The sequence below is a fragment of the Longispora fulva genome (assembly GCF_015751905.1).
Classification (GTDB): Bacteria; Actinomycetota; Actinomycetes; order Mycobacteriales; family Micromonosporaceae; genus Longispora; species Longispora fulva.
Genome location: NZ_JADOUF010000001.1, coordinates 1,689,631 through 1,712,657, shown reverse-complemented (window position 1 = coordinate 1,712,657; position 23,027 = coordinate 1,689,631). Strand labels below are relative to the sequence as shown.

28 protein-coding genes are annotated in these 23,027 nt (G+C 72.6%); 17 read left to right on the top strand and 11 right to left on the bottom strand.

Annotated features, from left to right (window positions below):
* Positions 1-216: 216 nt before the first annotated feature.
* From IW245_RS41525 to IW245_RS07385, 9 genes are all read left to right on the top strand, one after another.
* The gene (locus IW245_RS41525; protein WP_267919881.1) at positions 217-348 is read left to right on the top strand and encodes a hypothetical protein; all 132 of its coding nucleotides are present in this window, start codon (positions 217-219) and stop codon (positions 346-348) included.
* A 213-nt stretch (positions 349-561) separates the two neighbouring features.
* The gene (locus IW245_RS07420; protein ID WP_197002442.1) at positions 562-1,500 is read left to right on the top strand and encodes a SagB family peptide dehydrogenase; all 939 of its coding nucleotides are present in this window, start codon (positions 562-564) and stop codon (positions 1,498-1,500) included.
* 3 nt (positions 1,501-1,503) lie between these two features.
* Positions 1,504-2,568: a TOMM precursor leader peptide-binding protein gene (locus IW245_RS42105; RefSeq protein WP_197002441.1), complete on the top strand. Its 1,065-nt coding sequence runs from the start codon at positions 1,504-1,506 to the stop codon at positions 2,566-2,568.
* Complete coding sequence (locus tag IW245_RS07410; protein WP_197002440.1) at positions 2,565-3,899, top strand: YcaO-like family protein; 1,335 nt, start codon at positions 2,565-2,567, stop codon at positions 3,897-3,899. The genes IW245_RS42105 and IW245_RS07410 overlap by 4 nt, the downstream gene beginning before the upstream one ends.
* The gene (locus IW245_RS07405) at positions 3,874-4,470 is read left to right on the top strand and encodes a CPBP family intramembrane glutamic endopeptidase (protein ID WP_197002439.1); all 597 of its coding nucleotides are present in this window, start codon (positions 3,874-3,876) and stop codon (positions 4,468-4,470) included. Before IW245_RS07410 ends, IW245_RS07405 begins: the two co-directional genes overlap by 26 nt.
* Positions 4,467-5,192: a CPBP family glutamic-type intramembrane protease gene (locus tag IW245_RS07400; protein WP_197002438.1), complete on the top strand. Its 726-nt coding sequence runs from the start codon at positions 4,467-4,469 to the stop codon at positions 5,190-5,192. Before IW245_RS07405 ends, IW245_RS07400 begins: the two co-directional genes overlap by 4 nt.
* A complete protein-coding gene (locus tag IW245_RS07395; protein ID WP_197002437.1) occupies positions 5,185-6,102 on the top strand; it encodes an ABC transporter ATP-binding protein in 918 nt (305 codons plus the stop codon). Before IW245_RS07400 ends, IW245_RS07395 begins: the two co-directional genes overlap by 8 nt.
* Positions 6,089-6,829, top strand: coding sequence for an ABC transporter permease (locus tag IW245_RS07390; protein ID WP_197002436.1), 741 nt, complete (start codon positions 6,089-6,091; stop codon positions 6,827-6,829). The genes IW245_RS07395 and IW245_RS07390 overlap by 14 nt, the downstream gene beginning before the upstream one ends.
* Before the next feature lie 52 nt (positions 6,830-6,881).
* Positions 6,882-7,610: a class I SAM-dependent methyltransferase gene (locus tag IW245_RS07385; RefSeq protein WP_197002435.1), complete on the top strand. Its 729-nt coding sequence runs from the start codon at positions 6,882-6,884 to the stop codon at positions 7,608-7,610.
* Positions 7,611-7,616: 6 nt separating this feature from the next.
* Here the strand turns inward: IW245_RS07385 and IW245_RS07380 are convergent, their stop codons facing one another.
* Complete coding sequence (locus IW245_RS07380) at positions 7,617-8,027, bottom strand: ester cyclase (protein ID WP_197002434.1); 411 nt, start codon at positions 8,025-8,027, stop codon at positions 7,617-7,619.
* A gap of 206 nt (positions 8,028-8,233) precedes the next feature.
* Here IW245_RS07380 and IW245_RS07375 point away from each other — a divergent pair, with 206 nt between their 5' ends.
* From IW245_RS07375 to IW245_RS07345, 7 genes are all read left to right on the top strand, one after another.
* A complete protein-coding gene (locus tag IW245_RS07375) occupies positions 8,234-10,027 on the top strand; it encodes a methylmalonyl-CoA mutase subunit beta (RefSeq protein WP_197002433.1) in 1,794 nt (597 codons plus the stop codon).
* Positions 10,024-12,171 (top strand): methylmalonyl-CoA mutase, encoded by a 2,148-nt coding sequence (scpA, locus tag IW245_RS07370; protein WP_197002432.1) that lies wholly within the window; start codon positions 10,024-10,026, stop codon positions 12,169-12,171. The genes IW245_RS07375 and scpA overlap by 4 nt, the downstream gene beginning before the upstream one ends.
* Complete coding sequence (meaB, locus tag IW245_RS07365; protein WP_197002431.1) at positions 12,158-13,141, top strand: methylmalonyl Co-A mutase-associated GTPase MeaB; 984 nt, start codon at positions 12,158-12,160, stop codon at positions 13,139-13,141. Before scpA ends, meaB begins: the two co-directional genes overlap by 14 nt.
* Before the next feature lie 122 nt (positions 13,142-13,263).
* Positions 13,264-13,506: a hypothetical protein gene (locus IW245_RS07360; RefSeq protein ID WP_197002430.1), complete on the top strand. Its 243-nt coding sequence runs from the start codon at positions 13,264-13,266 to the stop codon at positions 13,504-13,506.
* Between the two features lie 282 nt (positions 13,507-13,788).
* Positions 13,789-14,436, top strand: a complete 648-nt coding sequence (locus IW245_RS07355) for a hypothetical protein (RefSeq protein WP_197002429.1) — start codon at positions 13,789-13,791, stop codon at positions 14,434-14,436.
* A gap of 11 nt (positions 14,437-14,447) precedes the next feature.
* A complete protein-coding gene (locus IW245_RS07350) occupies positions 14,448-15,242 on the top strand; it encodes an NAD-dependent epimerase/dehydratase family protein (protein ID WP_197002428.1) in 795 nt (264 codons plus the stop codon).
* Positions 15,243-15,316: 74 nt separating this feature from the next.
* The gene (locus IW245_RS07345; protein WP_197002427.1) at positions 15,317-16,276 is read left to right on the top strand and encodes a DMT family transporter; all 960 of its coding nucleotides are present in this window, start codon (positions 15,317-15,319) and stop codon (positions 16,274-16,276) included.
* Positions 16,277-16,402: 126 nt separating this feature from the next.
* On the opposite strand, the gene IW245_RS07340 is transcribed toward IW245_RS07345, so the two are convergent.
* The 10 genes from IW245_RS07340 to IW245_RS07295 form a co-directional block, all read right to left on the bottom strand.
* On the bottom strand, positions 16,403-16,993 hold the full coding sequence (locus tag IW245_RS07340) for a MerR family transcriptional regulator (protein WP_197002426.1): 591 nt from the start codon (positions 16,991-16,993) through the stop codon (positions 16,403-16,405).
* Between the two features lie 147 nt (positions 16,994-17,140).
* Positions 17,141-17,602 carry a bifunctional nuclease family protein gene (locus tag IW245_RS07335; RefSeq protein WP_197002425.1) on the bottom strand — a complete coding sequence of 154 codons (462 nt, stop codon included), beginning with the start codon at positions 17,600-17,602 and terminating at the stop codon, positions 17,141-17,143.
* 61 nt (positions 17,603-17,663) lie between these two features.
* Complete coding sequence (ftsR, locus tag IW245_RS07330; RefSeq protein ID WP_197008379.1) at positions 17,664-18,311, bottom strand: transcriptional regulator FtsR; 648 nt, start codon at positions 18,309-18,311, stop codon at positions 17,664-17,666.
* A gap of 47 nt (positions 18,312-18,358) precedes the next feature.
* Positions 18,359-18,808, bottom strand: coding sequence for an oxoglutarate dehydrogenase inhibitor Odhl (gene odhI / locus IW245_RS07325; RefSeq protein ID WP_197002424.1), 450 nt, complete (start codon positions 18,806-18,808; stop codon positions 18,359-18,361).
* A gap of 59 nt (positions 18,809-18,867) precedes the next feature.
* Complete coding sequence (gene gcvH / locus IW245_RS07320; RefSeq protein WP_197002423.1) at positions 18,868-19,248, bottom strand: glycine cleavage system protein GcvH; 381 nt, start codon at positions 19,246-19,248, stop codon at positions 18,868-18,870.
* Positions 19,249-19,264: 16 nt separating this feature from the next.
* Positions 19,265-20,164, bottom strand: coding sequence for a DUF881 domain-containing protein (locus IW245_RS07315; RefSeq protein ID WP_233472545.1), 900 nt, complete (start codon positions 20,162-20,164; stop codon positions 19,265-19,267).
* 2 nt (positions 20,165-20,166) lie between these two features.
* A complete protein-coding gene (locus tag IW245_RS07310) occupies positions 20,167-20,499 on the bottom strand; it encodes a small basic family protein (RefSeq protein ID WP_197002422.1) in 333 nt (110 codons plus the stop codon).
* Positions 20,496-21,455 carry a DUF881 domain-containing protein gene (locus IW245_RS07305; protein WP_233472546.1) on the bottom strand — a complete coding sequence of 320 codons (960 nt, stop codon included), beginning with the start codon at positions 21,453-21,455 and terminating at the stop codon, positions 20,496-20,498. Before IW245_RS07305 ends, IW245_RS07310 begins: the two co-directional genes overlap by 4 nt.
* Entirely contained in the window at positions 21,452-22,054 is a 603-nt protein-coding gene (clsA, locus tag IW245_RS07300; protein ID WP_197002421.1) for a cardiolipin synthase ClsA, read from the bottom strand. Before clsA ends, IW245_RS07305 begins: the two co-directional genes overlap by 4 nt.
* Before the next feature lie 77 nt (positions 22,055-22,131).
* Positions 22,132-22,527, bottom strand: a complete 396-nt coding sequence (locus IW245_RS07295; protein ID WP_197002420.1) for a VOC family protein — start codon at positions 22,525-22,527, stop codon at positions 22,132-22,134.
* 147 nt (positions 22,528-22,674) lie between these two features.
* Here IW245_RS07295 and IW245_RS07290 point away from each other — a divergent pair, with 147 nt between their 5' ends.
* Positions 22,675-22,989, top strand: coding sequence for a nuclear transport factor 2 family protein (locus IW245_RS07290; protein ID WP_197002419.1), 315 nt, complete (start codon positions 22,675-22,677; stop codon positions 22,987-22,989).
* The last annotated feature ends 38 nt before the right edge of the window (positions 22,990-23,027 follow it).

Genomic DNA, 23,027 nt, shown 5'->3' with positions numbered 1-23,027 from the left:
CCGGGCCGGGGGCCGCCGGCGCCCATTCGGCCGACGGCCGCTCTCGCGACGCTCCGGCCTGCGGAAACGCGAAGTTCTACTGTGGATCCCTCATCTTTGCGACCCGGTGCCGGATCACCCCCGTCCGACCCTTGCTCTTGTGAAGTTCATTCACCTACATTGATGGGACCCGCGGTTCTGACACACCGTGACACCCCTGTTGCGGGGAGGAGGTGAATGCACATGCTGAGCTTCTCCGGCCACGTCGGGAGCACCGCCACCGGCGGCCTCACCGTGACCGTCGCCCCCGGAGCCTCCACCACGTGCGGCGGCGGCAACTGCTGCTGCACGAGCTGCTGCTCCTGGTAACCACCCGTTCCTTCGAGGAGGTGAATGCGAATGTTGAGCTTCTCCGGCCACGTCGGGAGCACCGCCACCGGCGGCCTCACCGTCACTGTCGCCCCGGGAGCGTCCACCACGTGCGGCGGCGGCAACTGCTGCTGTTCGAGCTGCTGCTCCTGGTAGCACCCCGAGGGGCCTTGGAACGCAGGGCCCCTCTCCCCATCGGCGAGGAGGCCCGCAGTGCCCTACCGGAGAAGTAAGGAAGAGGTCGAGGCCGCCGCGGGAGAGGTCGACTACCTGCGCACCGTCGGCAGCTTCGCGATGCAGCACACGATCGTGTCGATCTACTCCCCGTCCACCGTGGTGAAGACCCCCGAGACGACGATCCGGGGCCGGTGGGCCACGCCGGGCGAGGACTTCAGCGGGGAGCAGCTACTGCTCAACTACCGCCCCGACAACGCCAGGATCAGCTTCCAGCTCGGCATCGGCCGGTTCTTCGAACCCGACGCGGTGCTCACCGCCTGCCACGCGGAGCTCGAGGAGGACCTGCGCGCGGTGGCGACCCTACCGAAGCCGAAGCGGATCAGGACCGGGCTGTCGGCGGTGGTCGACAACCGGCGCAGCACCCGCGACTTCGGCAAGGATCCGGTGAGCCTGGCCGACCTGGCCACGGTGCTGCACCACGCGCAGGGGATGACCGGGGAGCTGCCCTACGGCAACCCGAACGACCCGCACGGCGTGATACGGCTGCGCACCGTGCCGTCGGGCGGCGGGCTGTACCCGGTCACCCTGTTCGTGCAGGCATTCCACGTGGACGGGCTGGCCGACGGGGCGTACGAGTACCTGCCGCACGCGCACGCCCTCGGCGTCGTCGAGTTCGACGGCGACCCGGCGAGCGTGCTGCGGTCCGTGGACTTCGACGTCGCCGGCTCCGGCTTCGTGCTGACGTACGTGTACAACCTGCTGCACAACTCGCGCAAGTACGGCGACGCGGGCGTGGTGTTCGGGCTGATCGAGGTCGGCGGGATCAGCCAGACCGTGCACCTGACCCGCACGGCCCTCGCGCTCGCCGGCGTCGACCAGGGCGGCTACGACAAGCAGGGCATCGAACGGGCCCTCGGCCTCGACGGGCTGTCCCGGCACGTGGTGCACATGACCGTCATCGGACAGGAAGGCTGAGGCGTGGAGTACCGACTGGGTGGGACGGTCCGCATCATCGAGGACGGCCAGGGCCGGATCCGGCTGCGCACCGGGGTGTGGAACTACGAGGAGGCCGTCATCGACGTCAGCCGCGAGTCCCCCGCCGTGGCCGGCTCGGTGCGCTCGGCGCTGCGGGCCCTCGCGCTCGGCCGGACCGAGGTCGGCGCGCACCTGGACCCCGGGCTGCTGCCGATCGAGCGGGCCAACGTCGAGAAGCTGTTCGTGGATCTCGAACAGGCCGGCATGCTGGTCACCGCCGTGGCGCACACCAGCCAGGAGGCCATCACGGCCGCGTTGCTGGGGCGGCTGCGCTCCCCTTATCCCGGGTCCCCGGAGCCTCCGACGCAGGAGCTGCTGTTCGCCACCGACTGCGCGGCCTCGCTGGAGCAGGCCCGGAACCTGGCCGCCGGGATGCGGGCGCGGTTCACCTCCCTGGATCCGGCCGTGCTGGAGGAGCTGGCGTCCGGCGACCTGACGACCAGGATCGACGGGTACGGCACGGAGGCCGCCATCGAACGACTCCGGCCCGCGCTCACCGGCCGCACCGTGGTGACCTGCTTCCAGCGGCCCTCCCTGCCCCAGCTGCGCAACCTCAACCGGGTGCTCGAGGGCACCGACACCGCGTGGATCAGCGCCTTCATCGACGGGCCGTTCCTGTCGGTGGTGGGGCTGCGGTCGCCGTACACCGGATGCTTCGAGTGTTTCGAGCAGCGGGCCCTCGCCCGGCTGGAGGACCACGTCAGCTACCACGACTTCGCGCGCGGGCCGATCGGCCGGCCGGAGCCGGGCGACACGGACGCGCCGATGATGGCGACGTTGACCGTGCTGGCCGTGACCGAGGGGTACCTGCACGCCAGCGTCGGATCCTCGCGGCTGTCCGGGCGGGTGCTGAGCATCCACCTGCCGACGATGGAGATCCAGGCCCAGGACCTGCTGCGGATGCCGAGTTGTCCGGCGTGCGGCCGGGTCGCCCGGCAACGGGTGCGGGAGATCAACTTCAGCAGCCGGTCGGCCGTGGACCGGATCATCTCGGGGGTGCTGCGGTGATCACCCACTACCCGTCGATGACCAACGTCCTGCGGCGGTACGCGCACCTCGGCGGCAACCAGGGCGGCATCATGCCCGGGTTCCTGGTGTCGGTGGCCGACGTGCCGGGCGAGCCACAGATGCGGGCGATGACGGCGACGATGCCGCAGTACCACCGGTTGATCATGGACGACCCGCTGATGGAGGTGCAGTACCACCTCAGTGGCTACGGCCTGTACAACGAGGAGGCCCTGGTCAAGCTGATGGGCGAGAGCGTCGAACGGTACGCGGCGATGGCGGCCATCACGATGTTCGACTTCCGTTACGCGTCCTACAAGGAGATGGCGACCGAGGGGCCGACGATGCCTCTGGAGTACCTCGGCATCCTCGACGCTTCCCAGCAGGCGGTGCTCGCTTCGAAACTGCACCGCTACACCGACCGGCCGCCCACCGAGGACGACCTGATCGCCTGGGTGAAGTGCCCGTCGCTGACCCGACCGGGCGAGGACGTGTGGGTGCCGGCGCAGCTGTTCTTCCTCGGCTTCACGTCGTCCCCAGCCGGTGACCTGCTGTTCACGCCCTCGTTCTCCACCGGGACGGCGGCGCACGTCAGCCTGGAGAACGCGCTGCGCAACGCCCTGATCGAGGCCGTGCAGATCGACGCGTTCATCCTCAACTGGTACACGCCGACCCCCGCGCCGGCCGTCGTGGTCGACGACGACGCCACCCACCGCCTCCTCGGCAAACTCAAGCTGGGCCCCACCTCCGACTACGAGGTGCGGCCGATCTACCTGACCCGGCCCGAGCTGCCGCTGCCCACGATCGGCGTGTACATGGACCGCCGCTCCGACACGTTGCCGCTGCTCACGTTCGGGGTGCAGGGCGACGGCGACCCCCGGTACGCGATGATCCGCGGCACGATGGAGTCCGCCGCCATCCTCGGCCTGAGCATGTACAGCGCCGTGTTCGACCCGGTGAAGGTGCACGCGTCGGCCAACACGTCGCCGTACCTGGACCTCGACACCAACGTGCTCTACTACGCCACCCCGACCGACGCGGCGCTGAAGCGGCGGATCGTGGCCGAGCGGTTCGCCGGGTCGGTGAAGCTGTCGGAGATCCCGGGGCTGGACAACCCGCTCGACGACCTGATCGCCATGGTCGCGGGGGTGAGCGAGTGGGCGACGTACCTGGATATCACGCCGCCCGAGCTGGACGGCACCCCGTGGAAGGTGGTCCGGGTCCTGATCCCCGAGCTGTTGAGCATGTGCCTGCCCGGCATGCCCCCGAAGGCGCACCCGAGGATGCGGAGCTACGGCGGAGTGGCCCATGACCACCCCCACCCTCTCCCTTAGCCTCCTCGTGCTGGTCGGCGCGGCGTGCCCGGTGCAGGCGTTCCGGTACGCCGGGCCGGCCCGGCTCGCGGCGGCGGTGACCGGGGTCGCCGGGCTCGCCTGGTACGTCGCGCCGTCGACCGGGGTGCTCGCCCGGCCGCACGGCTGGTGGTGGTGCCTGGCCGCCGTGGCGGTCGGGGCCGGCGCGATCGGGGTCGAGGTCGGTGTCGTCGCCGCGCTCCGGCGGCGGCGGGTCGCCCGGGTCGCGCTGCACGGGTCCGCGTCGCGGGCGGTGGCCGCCGCCGTCGTGACGGGACTCGCCGAGGAGGTGCTGTTCCGAGGGGTCGCGCAGCACCTGCTCGGTGTCCTCGGCCTGCCGGCCGTGGCGGCGATCGGCGCGGTCGCCGTCGCCTACGGGCTCAACCACCTCTACTTCGGGTGGGACACCGTCGCGCAGAAAGTGGCCACCGGGTTGCTGTTCGGCGGGTTGTACGCGCTGTCGGGCGGCAGCGTGCTGGTGCCCGTGATCGCGCACGTCACGCAGAACGTGCTGGTGCTGACGGTGCTGCCCCGGCTCGGGGGTCGACCGTGACCGCGCTGTGGGGGCTGCTCGCGGCAGCGGCGTGGCTCGCGGTGTACCGGCTGCCGTTGCGGTCGCCGCGCACCCGGCAACGATTCCGGCTGTGGGTGGCCTCGCGCACCCCGCTGCCCGGCCGACTGGTGTTCCCGGTGGTCGGCACGGCGATCTACCTGGTGGCGGGGCTGCTCGCAGCCGGGGGTCTGGCGTGGGTGGCCGGCGTGCGGCTGCCGGGCGTGCTGTCCTGGCGGGTCACCCCGCACGGGGCCGCGACCACGCTGCTCGCGGTCGTCGGAGCCAACGCGCTCACCGGTTTCGCGATGGGCGTCGTGGCCGCCGCCCGGCCGGGGCTCGACCTCGCCGGGGCCGTCACCACCGTGCGGTGGGTCCAGGAGGTCGGCGCGTTCGGCCGGCGGTGGCGCTGGGTGGTGCCGATGATCAGCGCCGCCGTGGAGGAGTTCTTCTTCCGAGGGGTACTCCTCTTCGCGCTCCTCGGCCACGGCACGCCGGCGTGGCTGGCCGTCGCGGTCGCCGGCCTCGTCTTCACCACCGGCCAGGTGCTGTTGACCGAGAACCGGACGCAGGCCCTGGTCCTCGGCCTGGCCAGCGGCGCGTTGTCCCTGGTCGGCGGCCTGCTGGTCCTCGCGGAGGGGTCCGTGCTCCCGGCGGTCCTCGTGCACGCCTCGTTCGCCGGGTACTACACCCACGCCAGTTTCGACAGGAGGGCCCATGGCTGACGCCGTGACACTGCGCGACATCACCGTCCGGTACGGGCCGAAGGTCGCCGTCGACGCCGTGAGCCTCACGGTCGGCGCCGGCGAGGTGGTCGGGGTGATCGGGCCGAACGGGGCCGGCAAGACCTCGCTCCTGGAGTGCGCGGAGGGGCTGCGCCGGCCGGCCGGCGGGACCGTCACCGTCGCCGGGCTGGACCCGCTCGCCGACCGCGCCCGGCTGGCCCTGGTCACCGGCGTGCAGCCACAGCACTCCTCGTATCCCGACCGGGCCCGGGTCGAGGAACTGTGCCGGCTGTACGCCGGGTTCTACCCCGCCCCGGCCGACTGGGGCGCGCTGCTGGACGAGTTCGGGCTGGGCGGGTCGCGCCGGAGCTGGGCCACGAAGCTGTCCGGCGGCCAGAAGCAGCGGTTGTCCCTGGTCCTGGCGCTGATCGGCCGGCCGGAGGTCGTGTTCCTCGACGAGCTGACCACCGGACTGGACCCGACGGCGCGCCGCGACGTGTGGGCAGGGCTGCGTCGGCGCAACACCGACGGGCTGACGATCGTGATCACCTCGCACCACATGGAGGAGGTGGAGTTCCTGTGCGACCGGGTCGCCGTTCTCGTCGGCGGGAGGCTGGTCGCGCTGGACTCCGTGGTCGGGCTGGTCCGGGCGCACGCCGGCGACACCGACCGGCTCGTCGTGGAGGACGCGGGGCCGGGGCTGCGCCGCGAGCTGGAGGCCGTGGATCCGGGGGTGCTGGTCAGTCCCGCCGGGCAGAAGTTGCTGGTCGACGCGTCGGGGGCGGCGCGGGAGCTGGTCACCCGGCTGCTGGCGGAGCGCGGGGCCCGGGTCCGGGAGGTGCCGGCGTCCCTGGACGACGTGTACCTGCGGCTCACCGGGCAACCATCAGGAGGCAATGATGTTCGGTAGTGTGCTCGCGTTCGAGGCCCGGCGGATGGTCCGCAACTTCCCGCCGCTGTTCTTCGGGCTCGCCTTCCCCGTCATGATCCTGGCCGTGTTCGGCGGGATCTACGGCAACGAGCCGTCCGACCTGTTCGACGGGGTCGGCACCGTGGACGCCTCGGTGCCGGCGTACGTCGCGATGGTCCTCGCCGTCGCCGGCCTGATGAGCCTGCCGCTCGGCATGGTCGAGTACCGGTCCCGGGGCATCCTCCGCCGGCTGCGCGCGACCCCGGCCCGGCCGGGCGCCTTCCTCGCCGCCCAGGTCGTCGTCAACGGGGTCGTGTGCCTGCTCGGCGTCGGGGTGCTGCTCACCAGCGCCGCGACCGTGTTCGACCTGTCGGCGCCCCGACACCCGGTGGCGTTCGCCGGCACGCTGCTGCTGACCGGGGCGGCCATGTTCAGCCTCGGGCTGCTGATCGCCGCGGTGGCCCGGTCGGAGAGTACGGCGGTGGTGATCGCGAACCTGGCGTACTTTCCGATGATCTTCCTGACCGGCGCGACGGTGCCCCTGGAGATCATGCCGGGGTGGATGCGCACGGTCAGCGACGCGCTGCCGCTGTCCTACGGGGTCGACGCGCTGCGCTGGGCGTGGTCCGGCCACGGCGGCGACCAGGTGCCTGCGGCCCTCGCGGTGCTCGGCGGGGTGACCGTGGCGTGCTCGGCGGCCGCGGCCCGGCTGTTCCGATGGGAGTAGGCGTGCGAGGGGGCCGGACGGTGGGAGTAGGCGTGCGCGAGGGGGCCGGACGGTGGGAGTAGAGCGGGCCGTCCGGGACACGGCGCTGCTCGCCGCGGCGTTCCGGGCCGCCGAGGCGCGCCGCCCCCGGCCCAGGCTGACCGACCCGTACGCGCGGCTCTTTCTCGCCGACGGGCCGGGGCACCCGGGCGCGCTGAGGGCCGGGGGCGAGCAGGTCGTCGAGCGGACCCGGATCGTCGACGGGCTGCTCGACGCGCACCCGGGGACGATCGTCAACCTGGGCGCCGGGTACTGCGCCCGGCCCTACCGCCTCGACCTCGCCGGCCGGCCCGTCGTGGAACTCGACTCCGCCCAGGTGATCGCGACCAAGGAGCGGGTGCTGGCCGGGCACACCCCGCGCGGGCCGGTGCGCCGGATCGGCCTCGACCTGCGCGACCACGACGCGCTCGCCCGGGCGCTGGCCACGGTCGACGGCGCGCCGGTGCTGGTGACGGAGGGTGTGCTGCCGTACCTGCCGGCCGACGGGATCGCGGCGCTCGCGCGGGTGCTGGCCCGGCCCGGGGCGGTGTGGCTCACCGATGTGGTGACGGTGACCTCCGCGCGCGCGATGGCGGCCGTGGCCCCGGGCCTGACGGTGTACGGACTGGACTCACTCACGCCGTTCGAGGACGCCGGGTGGACCGTGACCGACTACCGACCACTGCCCGTGCCGGGCCCGTTCCGGCCGGGGGCCGGCAGCCGCGACGTCGTGGACGGGGTGCTCGCCCTACGCGCGCCGTGACCGGGTCTACGCCGCCGGGAGCGCGCCGAGCTGCTGGAGCATGCCGAGCTGGTCCAGCACCGCCCAGTGCTCCACGATCCAGCCGCCGCGCATCCGGGCCATGTGCATCTCCAGCCAGGTGGCCGACCGGCCGGTGGCGGTCAGGTTCATGAAGTCGCCGGCCATGGTGCCGCTGGCCTGGACGTACAGCACGTGCAGGTCGCCGTCGTCGAGTTGTTCGAGGATCTCGTAGTGGAAGTCGGGGAACGCGCCGCGCATGCCCAGGACGAAGGCCCGCAGGCCGGCGCGGCCCTCGGGGAAGCCCGGGCTGGTCACGTGCTCCACGAAGTCCGGGGTGAAGATCTCGTTGATCAGCGCCACGTTGCCCTCGTTGAAGATCTCCAACGCGACCCGGCGCACGACGTCGGCGTCACCCATGGCCGCCTCCCTGCACGAGGAACCTCACCCCGACACTACGCGGGAACCGGACGCAGGGGACGCGGTACCCGGAAGACGGGTTTCCGTGGCCGAAGGGGTGCCGGTGGCCGGGCGGCGCGCCCGGGACGGGGCGACACGCGGGTGGACATTCTCACAATCGGCTACTCGCGCGTAGGTCGCGGGTCGCCCGGCCTTAACATCCGTTCATGACGGTGCGTCCCGACGAGCTTCTCCTGGCCACCGGCTTTCCCACGGCGACGCGTGACGAGTGGCGGCACCTCGCCGCCGCCGTGCTGCGCAAACTGGGCAGAGCCGACGAGGAGACCCCCCTCGACCAGATCGAGGAGAAACTGGCCACGACCACGTACGACGGGGTGCGGATCGCGCCCCTGTACACGGCCTCCGACGGCGTGCCGGCGACCGGGCTGCCCGGGACGGCGCCCTATACCCGGGGCACCCGGGCGACAGCCGGGGGCTGGGACCTGCGGCAACGCCACGAGCACCCGGACCCGGCGGTGACCGGCGAGGCCGTGCTGGCGGACCTGGAGAACGGCGTCACGTCGGTGTGGCTGGTCCTCGGCCCGGCCGGGGTGCCGGTGTCGGATCTCGGCCGTGTCCTCGACGGGGTGCTGCTCGACCTCGCGCCGGTGGTTCTCGACGCCGGGGCGGACACCCTGGCCGCCGCCGAGGCGTGGTTCGCGCTGACCGCCGGGCGGGACGTGGCGTCCGGCGGCAACCTGGGTGCCGACCCGCTCGGGCTCAGGGCCCGGACCGGGCAGACCGTCGAGCTGGACCTGGCGGACCTGGCGCGGCGGGCCCCCGCCGGCACCCGGGCCGTCACCGTCGACGCGACCGTCTACCACGACGCCGGCGGCTCCGACGCCGAGGAGCTGGGCTGCGCCCTGGCCACCGGCGTGGCGTACCTGCGCGCGCTGACCGCCGGCGGCCTGACTGTCGGGGACGCCCTCGACCAGCTCGAGTTCCGCTTCGCCGCCACCGCCGACCAGTTCCTCACCATCGCCAAGCTGCGCGCCGCCCGCCGGCTGTGGGCCCGCGTCGCCGAGGTGTGCGGCGCGGCCCCCGGCGCGCGCGGCCAGCGCCAGCACGCCGTCACCTCCGACGCGATGATGACCGCCCGCGACCCGTGGGTGAACATGCTGCGCACCACCCTCGCGGCGTTCGCCGCCGGGGTGGGCGGCGCGGACGCCGTCACCGTCGCCCCGTTCGACGCCCGACTGGGGTTGCCGGACGCGTTCACCCGGCGGATCGCGCGCAACACCCAGTCGCTGCTCGTCGAGGAGTCCAACGTGGCGCGGGTCGCCGACCCGGCCGGCGGCTCCTGGTACGTGGAGAACCTGACCGAGGACCTCGCGAAGGCCGCTTGGGACTGGTTCACCGAGATCGAACGGGCCGGCGGGATGGCCGCGGCCCTCGACGGGCCGGTGCCGGACCGGCTCGCGGCGACCTGGGCGAAACGGCGGGCCAACATCGCCCGGCGCAAGGACCCGATCACCGGGGTCAGCGAGTTCCCGAACCTGGACGAGAAGCTGCCGGTCCGGTCGGCCGCCCCCGCCGGGCGCGCGGGTGGCCTGCCCCGGGTCCGCTACGCCCAGGACTTCGAGGCGCTGCGGGACCGGGCCGACGCGCACCCGACCCGGCCGACGGTCTTCCTCGCCACCCTCGGCCCGGTGGCCGCGCACACCGCGCGGGCGTCGTTCGCGGCGAACCTGTTCGCGGCGGGCGGCATCGCCACGGTCACCGGCGACGTGGCCGACTTCGCGGGCAGCGGCGCGACCGTCGCGTGCCTGTGTTCCAGCGACAGGATCTACGCCGAGCAGGCCGGCCCCGCCGCCGACGCGCTGCGGGCGGCCGGCGCGACCCGGGTCTGGCTGGCCGGGAAGCGGGGCACGAGCGAACAGGTCGCCGACTACCTGTACGCCGGCTGCGACGCCGTCGCCGTGTGCGACTCGACCCTCGACGACCTGGGAGTGGCCCGATGATCCCCGACTTCTCGACCGTCGAGCTGGGCGCGGTTTCCCCGACGCCGGGGACTCCGGCAGCGGAACCCGTGTGGCGCACCCCCGAGGGCATCGACGTCAAGCCGGTCTACACCGACGCGGACACCGCCGGCCTGGACTTCCTGGAGACGTACCCGGGCATCGCGCCGTACCTGCGCGGCCCCTACCCGGCGATGTACGTGACCCAGCCGTGGACCGTGCGGCAGTACGCCGGGTTCTCCACGGCCGAGGCGTCCAACGCGTTCTACCGGCGCAACCTGGCGGGCGGGCAGAAGGGCCTGTCGGTCGCGTTCGACCTGGCCACGCACCGGGGCTACGACTCCGACCACCCCCGGGTGGCCGGCGACGTGGGCATGGCGGGCGTGGCCATCGACTCCATCTACGACATGCGCCAACTGTTCGACGGCATCCCGCTGGACAAGATGAGCGTGTCGATGACGATGAACGGCGCGGTGCTGCCGGTGCTCGCGCTGTACATCGTGGCGGCCGAGGAGCAGGGGGTGAAGCCGGAGCAGCTGTCGGGGACCATCCAGAACGACATCCTCAAGGAGTTCATGGTCCGCAACACCTACATCTACCCGCCGACCTCGTCGATGCGGATCATCTCGGACATCTTCCGGTACACGTCCGAGCACATGCCCCGGTACAACTCGATCTCCATCTCCGGGTACCACATCCAGGAGGCCGGCGCGACGGCTGACCTGGAGCTGGCGTACACCCTGGCCGACGGGGTGGAGTACCTGCGCGCGGGTCGCGACGCCGGCCTGGACGTGGACGCGTTCGCGCCCCGGTTGTCGTTCTTCTGGGCGATCGGGATGAACTTCTTCATGGAGGTCGCCAAGCTGCGCGCCGGCCGCCTGCTGTGGGCGAAGCTGGTGCGGGAGTTCGGGGCGAAGAACCCGAAGTCGCTGAGTCTGCGCACGCACTGCCAGACGTCCGGCTGGTCGCTGACCGCGCAGGACGTGTTCAACAACGTGGCCCGGACCTGTATCGAGGCGATGGCGGCGACCCAGGGGCACACCCAGTCCCTGCACACCAACGCCCTGGACGAGGCCCTGGCGCTGCCGACGGACTTCTCCGCCCGGATCGCCCGCAACACCCAGCTCGTCATCCAGCAGGAGTCCGGCACCACCCGGGTGATCGACCCGTGGGGCGGCAGCGACTACGTGGAACGCCTCACCCAGGATCTCGCCGAGCGGGCCTGGGCGCACATCCAGGAGGTCGAGAAGGCCGGCGGCATGGCGCGCGCCATCGACGAGGGCATCCCGAAGCTGCGGATCGAGGAGGCGGCGGCGCGGACCCAGGCGCGGATCGACTCCGGCCGGCAACCGGTGATCGGGGTGAACAAGTACCGGCCCGATGTCGACGAGCCGATCGACGTGCTCAAGGTGGACAACGCGCAGGTCCGGGCCAGCCAGATCGAGAAGCTGCGCCGACTGCGGGCGGAGCGGGACTCCGCCGTCGTCGAGGCCGCTCTGCACGCGCTCACCGAGGGCGCGCGCGGCGACGCGAACCTGCTGGCGCTGGCCATCGACGCCGCGCGGGCCATGGCCACCGTCGGCGAGATCTCCGACGCGCTGGAGAAGGTGTTCGGCCGGCACGCGGGGCAGATCCGTACCATCTCCGGGGTGTACATGGCGGAGGCGGGAGCGGTGTCCAACATCGAGAAGGTGCGCGCCGCGACCGCGCTGTTCGCGGAGAACGAGGGCCGCCAGCCCCGGATCCTGGTCGCCAAGATGGGCCAGGACGGGCACGACCGGGGGCAGAAGGTGATCGCGACGGCGTTCGCCGACCTCGGCTTCGACGTGGACGTCGGCCCGCTGTTCCAGACTCCGGGCGAGGTGGCGCGCCAGGCCGTGGAGGCCGACGTGCACATCGTCGGGGTGTCGTCCCTGGCGGCCGGGCACCTGACCCTGGTGCCGGCGCTGCGGGCGGAACTCGCGGCGCTCGGCCGGCCCGACATCATGATCGTGGTCGGGGGCGTCATCCCGTCCCAGGACTTCGCGGAGCTGCGCGAGGCCGGGGCTGCGGCGATCTTCCCGCCCGGGACCGTGATCGCCGACGCCGCCCTGGACCTGCTGCGCGACCTGGCCGCCCAGCTCGGCCACTCTCGTGCCGACGGTTGACGAGTACGCCCGGGGGGCCCGCGCCGGTGACCGGTCCTGGATCGCCCGGGCGATCACCCTGGTCGAGTCCACCCGGCCCGACCACCGGGCGCTCGCCCAGGACCTGCTCGTCGAGCTGACCCCCGACGCGGGGAACGCCCGGCGGGTCGGCGTCACCGGGGTGCCCGGGGTGGGCAAGTCGACGTTCGTGGACGGCCTCGGCGTGCACCTGACCGGGCTCGGGCACCGGGTCGCTGTGCTCGCCGTGGACCCGTCCTCGACCCGGACCGGGGGCAGCATCCTCGGCGACAAGACCCGGATGACCCGGCTGGCCGCCGACGAGCACGCGTTCATCCGGCCCTCCCCCACGGCCGGCACCCTCGGCGGGGTCGCCAAGGCCACCCGGGAGGCCATGGTGATCCTGGAGGCCGCCGGCTACGACGTGGTCCTCGTGGAGACCGTCGGCGTCGGCCAGTCCGAGACCACCGTGGCGGACATGGTGGACTCGTTCCTGCTGCTCACCCTCGCCCGGACCGGCGACCAGCTCCAGGGCATCAAGAAGGGCGTCCTGGAACTCGCCGACGTGCTCGCCGTGAACAAGGCCGACGGGGACTTCGAGGCCGGCGCGCGCTCGGCGGCCCGGGAACTCGCCGGGGCGCTGCGCCTGCTGCGGTCCCCCGAACACGGCTGGGACCCTCCGGTGCTCACGTGCAGCGGGCTCACCGGGGTCGGGCTCGACGCGGTGTGGGACCAGATCGTCCGGCACCAGGACACCCTTGCGGCGTCCGGGGAACTGGCGGCCAAACGTCGCCGGCAGCAGGTCGGCTGGGTGTGGGCGACCGTGCACAACCGGCTGCTCGACGCGCTGCGAGCCGACCCTGCCGTCGTGGGCATGGCACCTGAGCTGGAGAAAGCCGTGGTCGACGGCACCCTCACCCCGACCCTGGCGGCAGAACAGATCCTCAGAGCATTCAGGGGTACTACCGCCTGAGCCCCCCGCATCACCGGGTGCGGTGACGGACGATATCCGGCCATGGTGTCGAATAGTGCCGTCACCCGCCTGTTGCGGGCGCGTCATGGACAATGGGGCGAAACCTGAGGGCGGTGGGCGGCATGGGCGAGGACGACGTGCAGGTCGATGAGGCGGAGCCTCCGGAGGACACCCCCGAGGTGATCGCGGAACTGACCTCCATCGCGCTGGAGGAGTACGCCTGCCACACCAGCCACGACCGGTTCCCGGTCTGCGAACTGTGCGGCATGCATTGGCCGTGCGGACTGCGCCGGTGGGCCGAGAACTGGCTGTTCGGGAGCCAGGGCCGCGCGGAGGTGCTCCGGACGGTCACGGTCACCGGCTGACCCCGCCCACGGGGCCGTCAGTCGAGTCGGCGGCCACCCCGCGGAACGGGACGGCCGCCGACCTGTGCACCACTGTGGACGCGGCCCTGGGACCGGAGGGGTTCGCCACGCGTGGTCGTCATATCGTTCGGGGACGATGAATATGAACATAGGGTGTCGGGCCAACGGTGAATAGGGTTATCCCTGGAAAGACCCTTAAATCATTCTCAACACCGTGTCCCCGTGCCTGTCGGGCCCGTTGGACTCCGTACGCTGCATCCCTGCCCACCCGAAGGGAGCCGGATGTCCACCCCCGATGACCGCCCCGGCAGCCGGCTGCGCGTCGCACCCTGGCTGCCCCCGGAGCACGCCGTCACCGGAGACGACGCCACGAGGGAGCTGCCCGTCGCCGCCGGTCAGGACACCGTCGAGCTGGGCCTGGTGCGCCGGCCCCGGCGCCGGTACGCGATGGTGGTGCTGTGCGGGGTGATCGTGCTGCTCGCCGGGGTGGGACTGTGGACGGCGACCCGGACCGACCCCCGCCACGATCCCGTCCTGCCCACCCCCGCCGCCCCGGTCGCGGCACCGGCGACCACCCGGCAGGCCCCGGCCACGACCGGCGCGCCGACCCCGGGCCCGTCGCCCAGCCCCACGCCCAGCCGGATCCCGCGCACCAGCGCCCCGCCGACCACGGCCGGCCCCACGGTCACCGTGCTCGGCGCACCCGATGTCGCCGGGCAGTGCGCGGCCACCACCGGCGGCCAGGCCCGGCTGCGCCGCCCGGCACAGGGCCCCGACGCCGCGATCGACAACTGGTCGTGCGCGGACTCCCTGGGCCTGTTCCTGTACGGCACCGACCTCACCGCGGCGTGCCAGCGCCAGCACGGCCGCGACGCCTACGCGGAGTTCACCAATCGGGACGACGCGACGTCCTGGCGGTGCCGCAGGTAGTGTTCCGTGTCGTGACTCATGTGCTTATCACCGGCGCGGCCGGCTCCGTCGGGCGGATGCTGCGCACCCGCCTCGCCCACCACACCCTCCGTCTCCTGGACGTCGCCCCGGTCGAGGACGGCCCCGAGGACATCCGGACCGCCGACATCGCCGACATGGACGCCCTCACCGACGCGTGCGCCGGGGTCGACGCGATCGTGCACCTGGCCGGCGTGTCCTCCGAGGGCCGCTGGGAGGACATCCTCCGGATCAACATCGACGGCACCCGGGCGGTCCTGGAGGCCGCCCGGACCGCCGGGGTGTCCCGGGTGATCCTGGCGTCCTCCAACCACGCCGTCGGGTTCCAGGAGCGCGGCGAGGGCGACCTGCCGGCCGACGTCGAGGCCCGTCCGGACACGTACTACGGGGTCAGCAAGGCCACGATGGAGGCTCTCGGCAAGCTGTACGCCGACCGGTTCGGGATGACCGTCACAGCGCTGCGGATCGGGTCGTGTTTCCCCGAGCCGTTCAACGCCCGGTCCCTGGCGACGTGGCTGTCCCCGGACGACTGCGGCCGGCTGGTGGAGGCGACGCTGACCACCCCGCTCGGCGGGTACCGGGCGGTGTGGGGGGTCAGCGCCAACACCCGGCGCTGGTGGTCCCTGGAGGCCGGCAAGGAGATCGGCTACCACCCGGTCGACGACGCCGAGGTGTACGCGGAGAAGGTCCTCTCCGGCCAGCCCGAGCCCGACTGGTCGACCGAGCTGGACCTGGTGCAGGTCGGCGGCGGATTCTGCCGGGCCCCGCTCGGCGTGTCCATGCGCTAAGGGGGCAGGCGCCGGGCGGCCCTGTGTTCATCCTCGCAAGGATCGTCACCGGTTTATGGGGCAGGATCAGGGGAATGCAACGCCCCCTCGGAACCGCCCTCGCCGCCCTGTGCGGCGCCGCCATGGCCGTGCAGGCCCGGGTCAACGGCGAACTCGGCCACCAACTGCACGACGGGGTCGCCGCCGCGACCTTCTCCTTCGGTTCCGGGCTGATCCTGCTCCTGCTGTTGGTGCCGACGTTCCCGGCCGGCCGGCGGGCCCTCGGCCGGATCCGGGACGCCCTGCGCGCCCGGGAACTGCGGTTCTGGCACCTGCTCGGCGGCACCTGCGGGGCGCTGCTCGTCGCCGCCCAGGGCCTGACGGTCGCCACCCTCGGGGTCGCGCTGTTCAGCGTGTCCGTGGTCGGCGGCCAGCTCGCCAGCGGCCTGTTCGTCGACCGGGCCGGGCTCGGCCCCGGCGCCGCCCAGCCGATCACGGCCCGCCGGCTCGTCGGGGCCGGCATCGCCCTGATCGCGGTCGCCGTGGCCGTCGCCGACCGGGTCACCAGCCTGTCCGGGATCGGGCTCGCCGGGGTCGCCGTCGCCGCCGGGGTCGCCATCGCCTGGCAGCAGGCCGTCAACGGCCGGGTACGGGAGGCCGCGAACGCCGCGCTGCCGGCCGCGCTGGTCAACTTCCTCGCCGGCACCGTCGCGCTGGTGCTCGTCGCCGCCGTCGTCACCGCGACACGTGGCCTGCCGGACACCCTCCCGACCGCCCCGTGGCTGTACGTCGGCGGGCCGCTCGGCATCCTGTTCATCGCGATCGCCGCGACCGTGGTCCGCGCCACCGGGGTGCTGGTGTTCGCGTTGGGCAGCGTGGCCGGTCAGCTCGTCGGGGCCGTGGTGCTCGACCTCGTCGCCCCGGCGCCCGGGCACCAGCTGGCCGTCAACACCGTGCTGGGCGTGGGGGTGGCGCTGGCGGCGGTGGCGATCGGCGCGACCGGCCGGTCGGGCCGGAAGGAACCGGCGCGCGCCGGGTCGGAGACGCGTTCGTAGCCGTCGAACGGGGTTGACCTTCGGTGTGCCGCCCCGGAGACCGGCCAGGGGCCGGACCGACCGGCAGGTGCCGGAATGTCGGCCGGAGCGACCGACACCTCCTCGGCGACGGTGTGCCGGGGTCGGTCAGCTGGCGCTGCGTCGGGCCCGGCGGGCCGCGAGCTCGTCGGTGTGGCTGAGCGCCACGGCCGCCGGCCGCTCCACCTCGGCCCGCACGGACGGCAGGTGGGCCAGGGTGCCCTGGATCTCCTTGAACGCGCCGCCGATCGCGATGCCGAACACGCCCTGGCCGCCCTGGAGCAGGTCGACGACCTCCTCCGGGGAGCGGCACTCGTAGACGGTGGTGCCGTCGGAGATCAGGGTGATCCGGGCCAGGTCGTCGACGCCGCGCGAGCGCAGGGTGTCGACGGCCTTGCGGATGTTCTGCAGGGACACCCCGGCGTCCAGCAGGCGTTTGACGACCTTGAGGACCACCATGTCCCGGAACGAGTAGAGCCGCTGCGAGCCGGAGCCGGCCGCCGGTCGGATGCTCGGCACCACGAGGGTGGTGCGCGCCCAGTAGTCGAGCTGGCGGTACGTGATGCCGGCGGCGTGACAGGCCGTCACACCCCGGTAGCCCACGTCGCCGTCGTCGCCGACCTCGCCACCGTCGAAGAGGACACCCTGCACGGGGCCTGGGACCCCTGCTCCGGGCCCTTCAGAGAACCGCTCGTCCACTGCGACCACCTCCCCCGGCTTGTCGTGCCAACCGCCACGCTATAGCCCACATTGGGGATCGAGGTCCCGTGAACGGACGACACGCCGAAGCGATGTCCGTCACAGTCGGCGAGGCGCTCCCCGTGCACAGTCAATCACAAGGAGTGACTATTCGAAGTCTTCCGGGTTGATCTGGTCGAGGAACTCGCGGAACCTCTCGACCTCGTCCTCCTGCGCGTCCGGAATCACGATCCCGGCCTCCGCCAGGACCTGCTCCGAGCACCGGATCGGCGCCTCCGAGCGCAACGCCAGCGCGATCGCGTCGCTCGGCCGCGCCGACACCCGCACGCCCTCGCCGAGCACCAGGTCCGCGTAGAAGATCTGGTCGCGCAGCTCGGTGATCTCCACGGCCTGCAACGGGGCCTTCAGCGCCGCCAGCACGTCCTTGAGCAGGTCGTGGGTCAACGGCCGCTGCGGCTTGACGCTCTGCTGCTCGTACGCGATCGCGGTCGCCTCCACCGCGCCGATCCAGATCGGCAGGTACCGCTCGCCCGCGGCTTCCTTGAGAAGCACGATCGGTTGATTGGTGGGCAACTCGACCCGCACCCCGACCACGTTCAACTCGTGCACGCCAGCCCTCTTTCCGCCCTGCCGGCGGCGCGCCGTCCGAACGCGCCGTCTCCACTTCAGGCTACCCGCCCGCGCTCCCCCGCAGTCCCGCCTGCAACAGGGCCGCGTGCAGCCGCAGCGCCAGGGCCGCCAACTCCCGCAACGTCTCCGCAGCGCGCGCCCGGGCCTCCGGACTGCGCTGCCGGGCCATCGGGGCCACCACCTGCTCCAACAGGCCCACCTCCCGGTCGGCCGCGCCCCGGAAGGCGCGCAGGTGCCGGGGCTCCAGGCCGTGCTCGCCCAGCTGGGCGACGACCGTGGCGACCTCGACGGCCTCCGGGTCGTACCGGCCGTCCGAGCGCGCGGCCAGCAGGCCGTACTGCTCGACGCCGCGCAGCCACTCCTCATCCAGCCCGGTGCGCACCAGCAGCTCGGCCCGGGTGAGCAGCTGCTCGACGCCGGCCCGCTCGTCGGCCGTCACCAGCCGCAGGGTCATCTCGTGCGCGCCGGCGTCGAGCTGCTCGCGGATCACCTTCAGCGGGAGGTACTGGTCGCGCTGCGCCGTCAGGATGAAGCGCAGCCGGACCAGGTCCCCCCACGAGTACTTCCGGTAACCGGAGGCCGTCCGGCACGGCTCGACCAGGCCCTCCGTCTCCAGGAACCGGAGCTTGGAGATCGTGATGTCCGGGAAGTCCGCGCGCAGCTGGGCCAGAACTTCGCCGATGCTCATCAGACCCTGAGCGCCGAGGTCCGCCGCCGCGGCGCTCCCGGACTTCGTCACGCCCCGCCGACCTCCTCGTCCGGGCGCGGACCAGCGATGAAGACCAGCCGGAACTTGCCGACCTGGACCTCGTCGCCGTTGCTCAGCGTCACGGCCTCGACGCGCTCGCGGTTGACGTAGGTGCCGTTGAGGCTGCCCACGTCGCGGACGGTGAAGTAGCCGCCCTCGCGCTGGAACTCCGCGTGCCGACGCGACACCGTCACGTCGTCGAGGAAGATGTCGCTGTCGGGGTGCCGGCCACTCGTCGTGACGTCGTGGTCGAGCAGGAACCGGGCACCGGCGTTCGGGCCGCGCCGGACCACCAGCAGCGCCGTGCCCGGGGGCAGCGAGCCGGAGACCCTGGCGGGCATCACCTCGTCATCTGAGGCCAGCGCGTCGTCTATCGCGCCGAGATTCAGGGTCGACGTCACATCGAGCGGGGGGTACTCGTCATCGGAACGTGTCATCGGACCACCTCACGGATCTGGCCAGGCGGGGCTGGGGCCCCGCCGACGTCTACCTACGGTCAGGACTGCTCGGTCAGCGCGCGGTACGCCGCGGCGTCGAGCAGGGAGTCCAGCACAGACGGGTCGGTCGGCCTGATCTCGAGCAGCCAACCGTCGCCGTACGGGTCAGTGTTGATCAGGTCGGGCGCGTCCGCGAGTGCCGCGTTGCGAGCCGTCACCGTACCGGACACCGGAGCATAAATCTCCGACACGCTTTTCGTCGACTCGACCTCGCCGGCGGAGTCGCCGGCGGCCAGCTCCTCGCCGGCGTCCTTCAGGTCCACGTAGACGATGTCGCCCAGCGCGTCCTGCGCGAAATGGGTGATGCCCACCCGGAAGGTGTCCCCGTCCGCGCGCACCCACTCGTGCTCGGCCGTGTAGCGAAGGTCCTCGGGAATCACCGTGCGTTCCTCTCGATCATGAGACAGGTCGAGCGTACTGGGGCGTGCTGACCTGCCGCAGCGCGGTCACCCGCACCACACCGGGCTCGTAGACCACGACGTTACCGTCAGCCCGCTTGACGGTGTCGACGACCCCGCCCGGGATGTTGAGCGCGGCTCGCATCGTCTGTGGGTCGCCGATCACGAGGATCGCGTACGGGGCGTCCAGTTTCGACCCGTCGACGTTGAGCCGGCCGCCATCGTCCATGAAGTACGTCGACGCCGTGATGCGCACCGAGGCCCCGTTGGCGCCCGAGATCTGCATCGCCTCGGCTCCGGCGCCGCGCAGCTCCTCGATCGCGTCGAGGACGGTGGCCGCCGGGATGGCCTTGCTGCCGACGGTCACCCGGATGTCCAGACCCGGGCCCTGGGCCGGCAGCGTGCCGGCCAGGATGCCCAGCTCGTCCGCGCGGGCCCGGGCGGCGGCCAGCGCGGCCTCCTTGTTCTGGGCGCCGGAGGTCAGCTGGCGTTTGCTCTCCTCCAGGGCGGACAGCTCCGTGCGCAACCGCTCCTGGCGGGAGTCGAGGTCGCCGAGGATCCGGACCAGGTCCTCCTGCCGGGCGCTGGTCAGGCCCTCGTCGGTGGCGTTGCTGCGGACCTGGATGACGACGGCGAAGCCGACCACGGCGAGCAGGAGCGCGATCAGGGCGCCGGAGAGCCGGCGGCTGATCTGGGTGCGGCCGGGGCCGTCGGGCTTGTCGTCGGAGGCTGGTTCGGCGGGCGGTTCGGCCGCCGTCGCGGGCCCGGCCGCGGACGCCTCGACGGGTACGACCGGGGACGCCAGCACGACCGTCTCCTCGTCGGAGGCGGGGACGGGGGCGGTGTCGTCCGGGGCCGCGGTGGGCTCCTCGTCGGGGCGGGGCTCGTCGTCGCTCACGGTCAGGCCTTGAAGAAGTGTCGGCGGATGGCTGCCACGTTGCTGAAGATGCGCACCCCGAGGACGACCACCACCCCGGTGGCGAGCTGCCCGCCCACGCCCAACTGGTCGCCGAGGAACACGATCAGGCCCGCCACCAGCACGTTCGACACGAACGAGATGATGAACTGCCGGTCGTCGAACATCTTGCTCAGCTTGGCCCGCAGCCCGCCGAACAGGGCGTCGAGCGCGGCCACCACGGCGATGGGCAGATACGGCTGGAGCTCGACGGGGACGGTCGGCTTCAGGATCAGTCCCAGCGCCACTCCGGCGATCAGGGCGAGCACCGCGATCAACGGCCACCTCCGGACGGCGTCGTACTGGGGGAAGTACTGGGACTCGGGCTCGGCGACGGCACCGGCTCAGCCAGGCGCAGCTGGGGGTCCCCGGCGGCGGCGAAGGTCATCTTGCTGGAGTCCCTCACCCCGAACGACAGCCCGTACCTGCTGGCCAGAGCCCGGAACTGCTTGGCGACCGGCGTGTTCTCGAACGTCTTGCGCATCGCGTCCGGCCCGATCGCCGCGATCCGGTAGGGACCGTCGACCGGCCGGAAGTCCACCAGAATCGCCCCGCCGGCGGCCCGGATCGTCGTCTTGCCGGAGATCCGCTGGTTGTTGATGGTCACGGCCTCCGCCCCGGCGTACCAGAGCGCGTTGACGATCTTCTGCAGGTCGCGGTCGTAGATCTTGCCGTCGCTGTTCTCGGCCTTCGGCTTGCCGGTCACCGGGTCCTTCGCGCTCTCGGCGTCACCCACGGTGACCACGATGCCGTCGCCGCGCACCCGGCCGAGGCCGGTGACCGCCTCGAGGTCGCGGAGGTGCTTGGCGTCGCCGCCGGCCTCGCGGACCGCCTGGTCGCGCATGCCCGACACCTCGTCGCGCAGTTTCTCCGCGTCGGACTCCAGCTTGTCGGCGGTGGTCTGGTCGCGGCGGATGTCGGAGACGAGCTTCTCCCGGGCCTGGGTGGTCGCCGGGCTGTCCGCGACCACCTTCAGGTACGCCACGGCGAACAGGAAACCGATCGCCGCCAGGGCCAGCACCCGGCCGGCCACGCCGAGCGGGGTGTGGCCGCGGCCCTTCTTCGCCGCCGCGGCGTACCCCGGGTCCATGGAGTTGTTGAAGATCTCGGTGAGCAGGTCGCCGCCGAACTGCTGACCCGGGAGCGCGTCGCGGGGCGCCTGGCCCGTCGCGTCGCGGGGCGGGCCGCCGGCGTCGCGGTCCGCCGGGCCGTCGCCGGCACGGGGCGCCGTCACGCGCGCGCCTCCGACCGGGCGTCGCGGATCAGGCCGGCGATCTGCCAGAAGTAGAAGGCCGCGGCCAGCCAGTACAACGCGAGGCCCCACAGGGCGGTGGCCCACCCGGCCGCGTACGCCCAGGTGTGGGTCGTGCCCGTGGTCGCGGCGGCCAGCAGCAGGGTTGGGAACGCCATCAGCAGCACGAACGTGGCGGTCTTGCCGACGTAGTGCACGGGCAGCGGCGGGTAGCCGTACCGGCGGATCGCGAGCTGGCCGAGGCCGAGGACGACCTCGCGGGCCAGCAGCGCCGCCGTGAAGGGCCACGGCACGACGTCACGGACCGTGAGCGCGATCAGGGTGGCGAGGATGTAGAGCCGGTCGGCCACCGGGTCGAGGAGCTGACCGAGGCGGCTGACCTGGCCCATCCGCCGGGCCACGTACCCGTCGAGCCAGTCGGTCGTGCCACCGACCGCCAGGACCACGACGGCGGCGATGTCGTGCCGGTCCGGGCCGAGGAGCAGCCACAGGAACACCGGGACGCCGAGGAGCCGCAGAACGGTGATGGCGTTGGCCAGCGTGAACGGACGCCACGGAACAGCACCGTGCACCTGCGCCATGAGCCCTCCCCGCGTCCGTCGGCCGGTCACCCCAGACTCTAGCCGGCCACGGAGCGCGTGCTCCACGGCCTGGACGGTCATTCCCCCCGATAGGTGCCGAAACTCCAGTAAACACCTTCGGGGTCACGGACGGTGAAGCCCCGGGAACCGTACTCCTCGTCGGCCAGGCCCCGGACCACGGTCGCCCCGGCGGCCACCGCCCGGGCGAACAGGGCGTCGACGTCGTCGGACACGATGTAGACGGAGCCGGTCCCGGCGGGCAGGTCGCGCAGCACGCTGTCGGTGCGCGGCGAGCCGAGCATGATCCCGCCGCCCGCCGGCCAGCGCAGTTCGGCGTGCCCGACGGAGTTCGGCTCCCCGCCCGGGTAGCGGGCGGTCTCCACGAAGCCGAACGCCCTGACGAGGAAGTCCAGCGCCGCCGGCGCGTCCACGTAGCGCAGACCCGGCCAGACGTGGGTGGTGGTGTCAGTCATACCCGCAGGGTAGGGGCGGTGCGGGGCCCGGGTCCCCCTTTTTCTGGTACCGCCGACCGGGCCGATCATCGTTTCGTTTCGTTCCGGGGGCCCGGGGTCGGGCGATCCCCCACAATCGGGGAAAGCACACTGGCCCGGGGGTAGGCGATGGATCTCGACAGACTGACCGATCCGGTGGTACGCGGCGTGGTCGAGGCGATGGTGGACGGCGACCGGGAGGCGTTCCTCGCGGCGTTCGCGCCCGGGGCGGAGCTCACCGACGACGGCCAGCCGCAGTCGCTGGCCACGTGGGCGGAACGGGAGATCTTCCGGTCGCACGGCAGGCTGCACGTGGACCGACAGGAGGGCGGCGGGCGGCACCTGACCGGGACGTTCCACTCCGACCAGTGGGACATGCCGACGTTCTGGCACTTCCAGCTGACGGACGGCCGGATCAGCAGGCTGGACGTCGGGGCGCTGTGAGACCCGGCCGGGAGGCCGCCGTCCGGCCGTGACGGCTC

What these genes read in the sequence shown, in the direction of transcription:
- IW245_RS07380 (WP_197002434.1), bottom strand. Translation starts at nt 8,027, where the DNA reads ATGGGTGACGCCGACGTCGTGCGCCGGGTCGCGTTGGAGATCTTCAAC.
- IW245_RS07390 (WP_197002436.1), top strand. Translation starts at nt 6,089, where the DNA reads ATGATGTTCGGTAGTGTGCTCGCGTTCGAGGCCCGGCGGATGGTCCGC.
- ftsR (WP_197008379.1), bottom strand. Translation starts at nt 18,311, where the DNA reads ATGAGCATCGGCGAAGTTCTGGCCCAGCTGCGCGCGGACTTCCCGGAC.
- IW245_RS07355 (WP_197002429.1), top strand. Translation starts at nt 13,789, where the DNA reads ATGTCCACCCCCGATGACCGCCCCGGCAGCCGGCTGCGCGTCGCACCC.
- IW245_RS07295 (WP_197002420.1), bottom strand. Translation starts at nt 22,527, where the DNA reads ATGACTGACACCACCACCCACGTCTGGCCGGGTCTGCGCTACGTGGAC.
- IW245_RS07395 (WP_197002437.1), top strand. Translation starts at nt 5,185, where the DNA reads ATGGCTGACGCCGTGACACTGCGCGACATCACCGTCCGGTACGGGCCG.
- IW245_RS41525 (WP_267919881.1), top strand. Translation starts at nt 217, where the DNA reads ATGCACATGCTGAGCTTCTCCGGCCACGTCGGGAGCACCGCCACCGGC.
- IW245_RS07375 (WP_197002433.1), top strand. Translation starts at nt 8,234, where the DNA reads ATGACGGTGCGTCCCGACGAGCTTCTCCTGGCCACCGGCTTTCCCACG.
- IW245_RS07360 (WP_197002430.1), top strand. Translation starts at nt 13,264, where the DNA reads ATGGGCGAGGACGACGTGCAGGTCGATGAGGCGGAGCCTCCGGAGGAC.
- IW245_RS07405 (WP_197002439.1), top strand. Translation starts at nt 3,874, where the DNA reads ATGACCACCCCCACCCTCTCCCTTAGCCTCCTCGTGCTGGTCGGCGCG.
- IW245_RS07290 (WP_197002419.1), top strand. Translation starts at nt 22,675, where the DNA reads ATGGATCTCGACAGACTGACCGATCCGGTGGTACGCGGCGTGGTCGAG.
- IW245_RS07345 (WP_197002427.1), top strand. Translation starts at nt 15,317, where the DNA reads ATGCAACGCCCCCTCGGAACCGCCCTCGCCGCCCTGTGCGGCGCCGCC.
- clsA (WP_197002421.1), bottom strand. Translation starts at nt 22,054, where the DNA reads ATGGCGCAGGTGCACGGTGCTGTTCCGTGGCGTCCGTTCACGCTGGCC.
- odhI (WP_197002424.1), bottom strand. Translation starts at nt 18,808, where the DNA reads ATGACACGTTCCGATGACGAGTACCCCCCGCTCGATGTGACGTCGACC.
- scpA (WP_197002432.1), top strand. Translation starts at nt 10,024, where the DNA reads ATGATCCCCGACTTCTCGACCGTCGAGCTGGGCGCGGTTTCCCCGACG.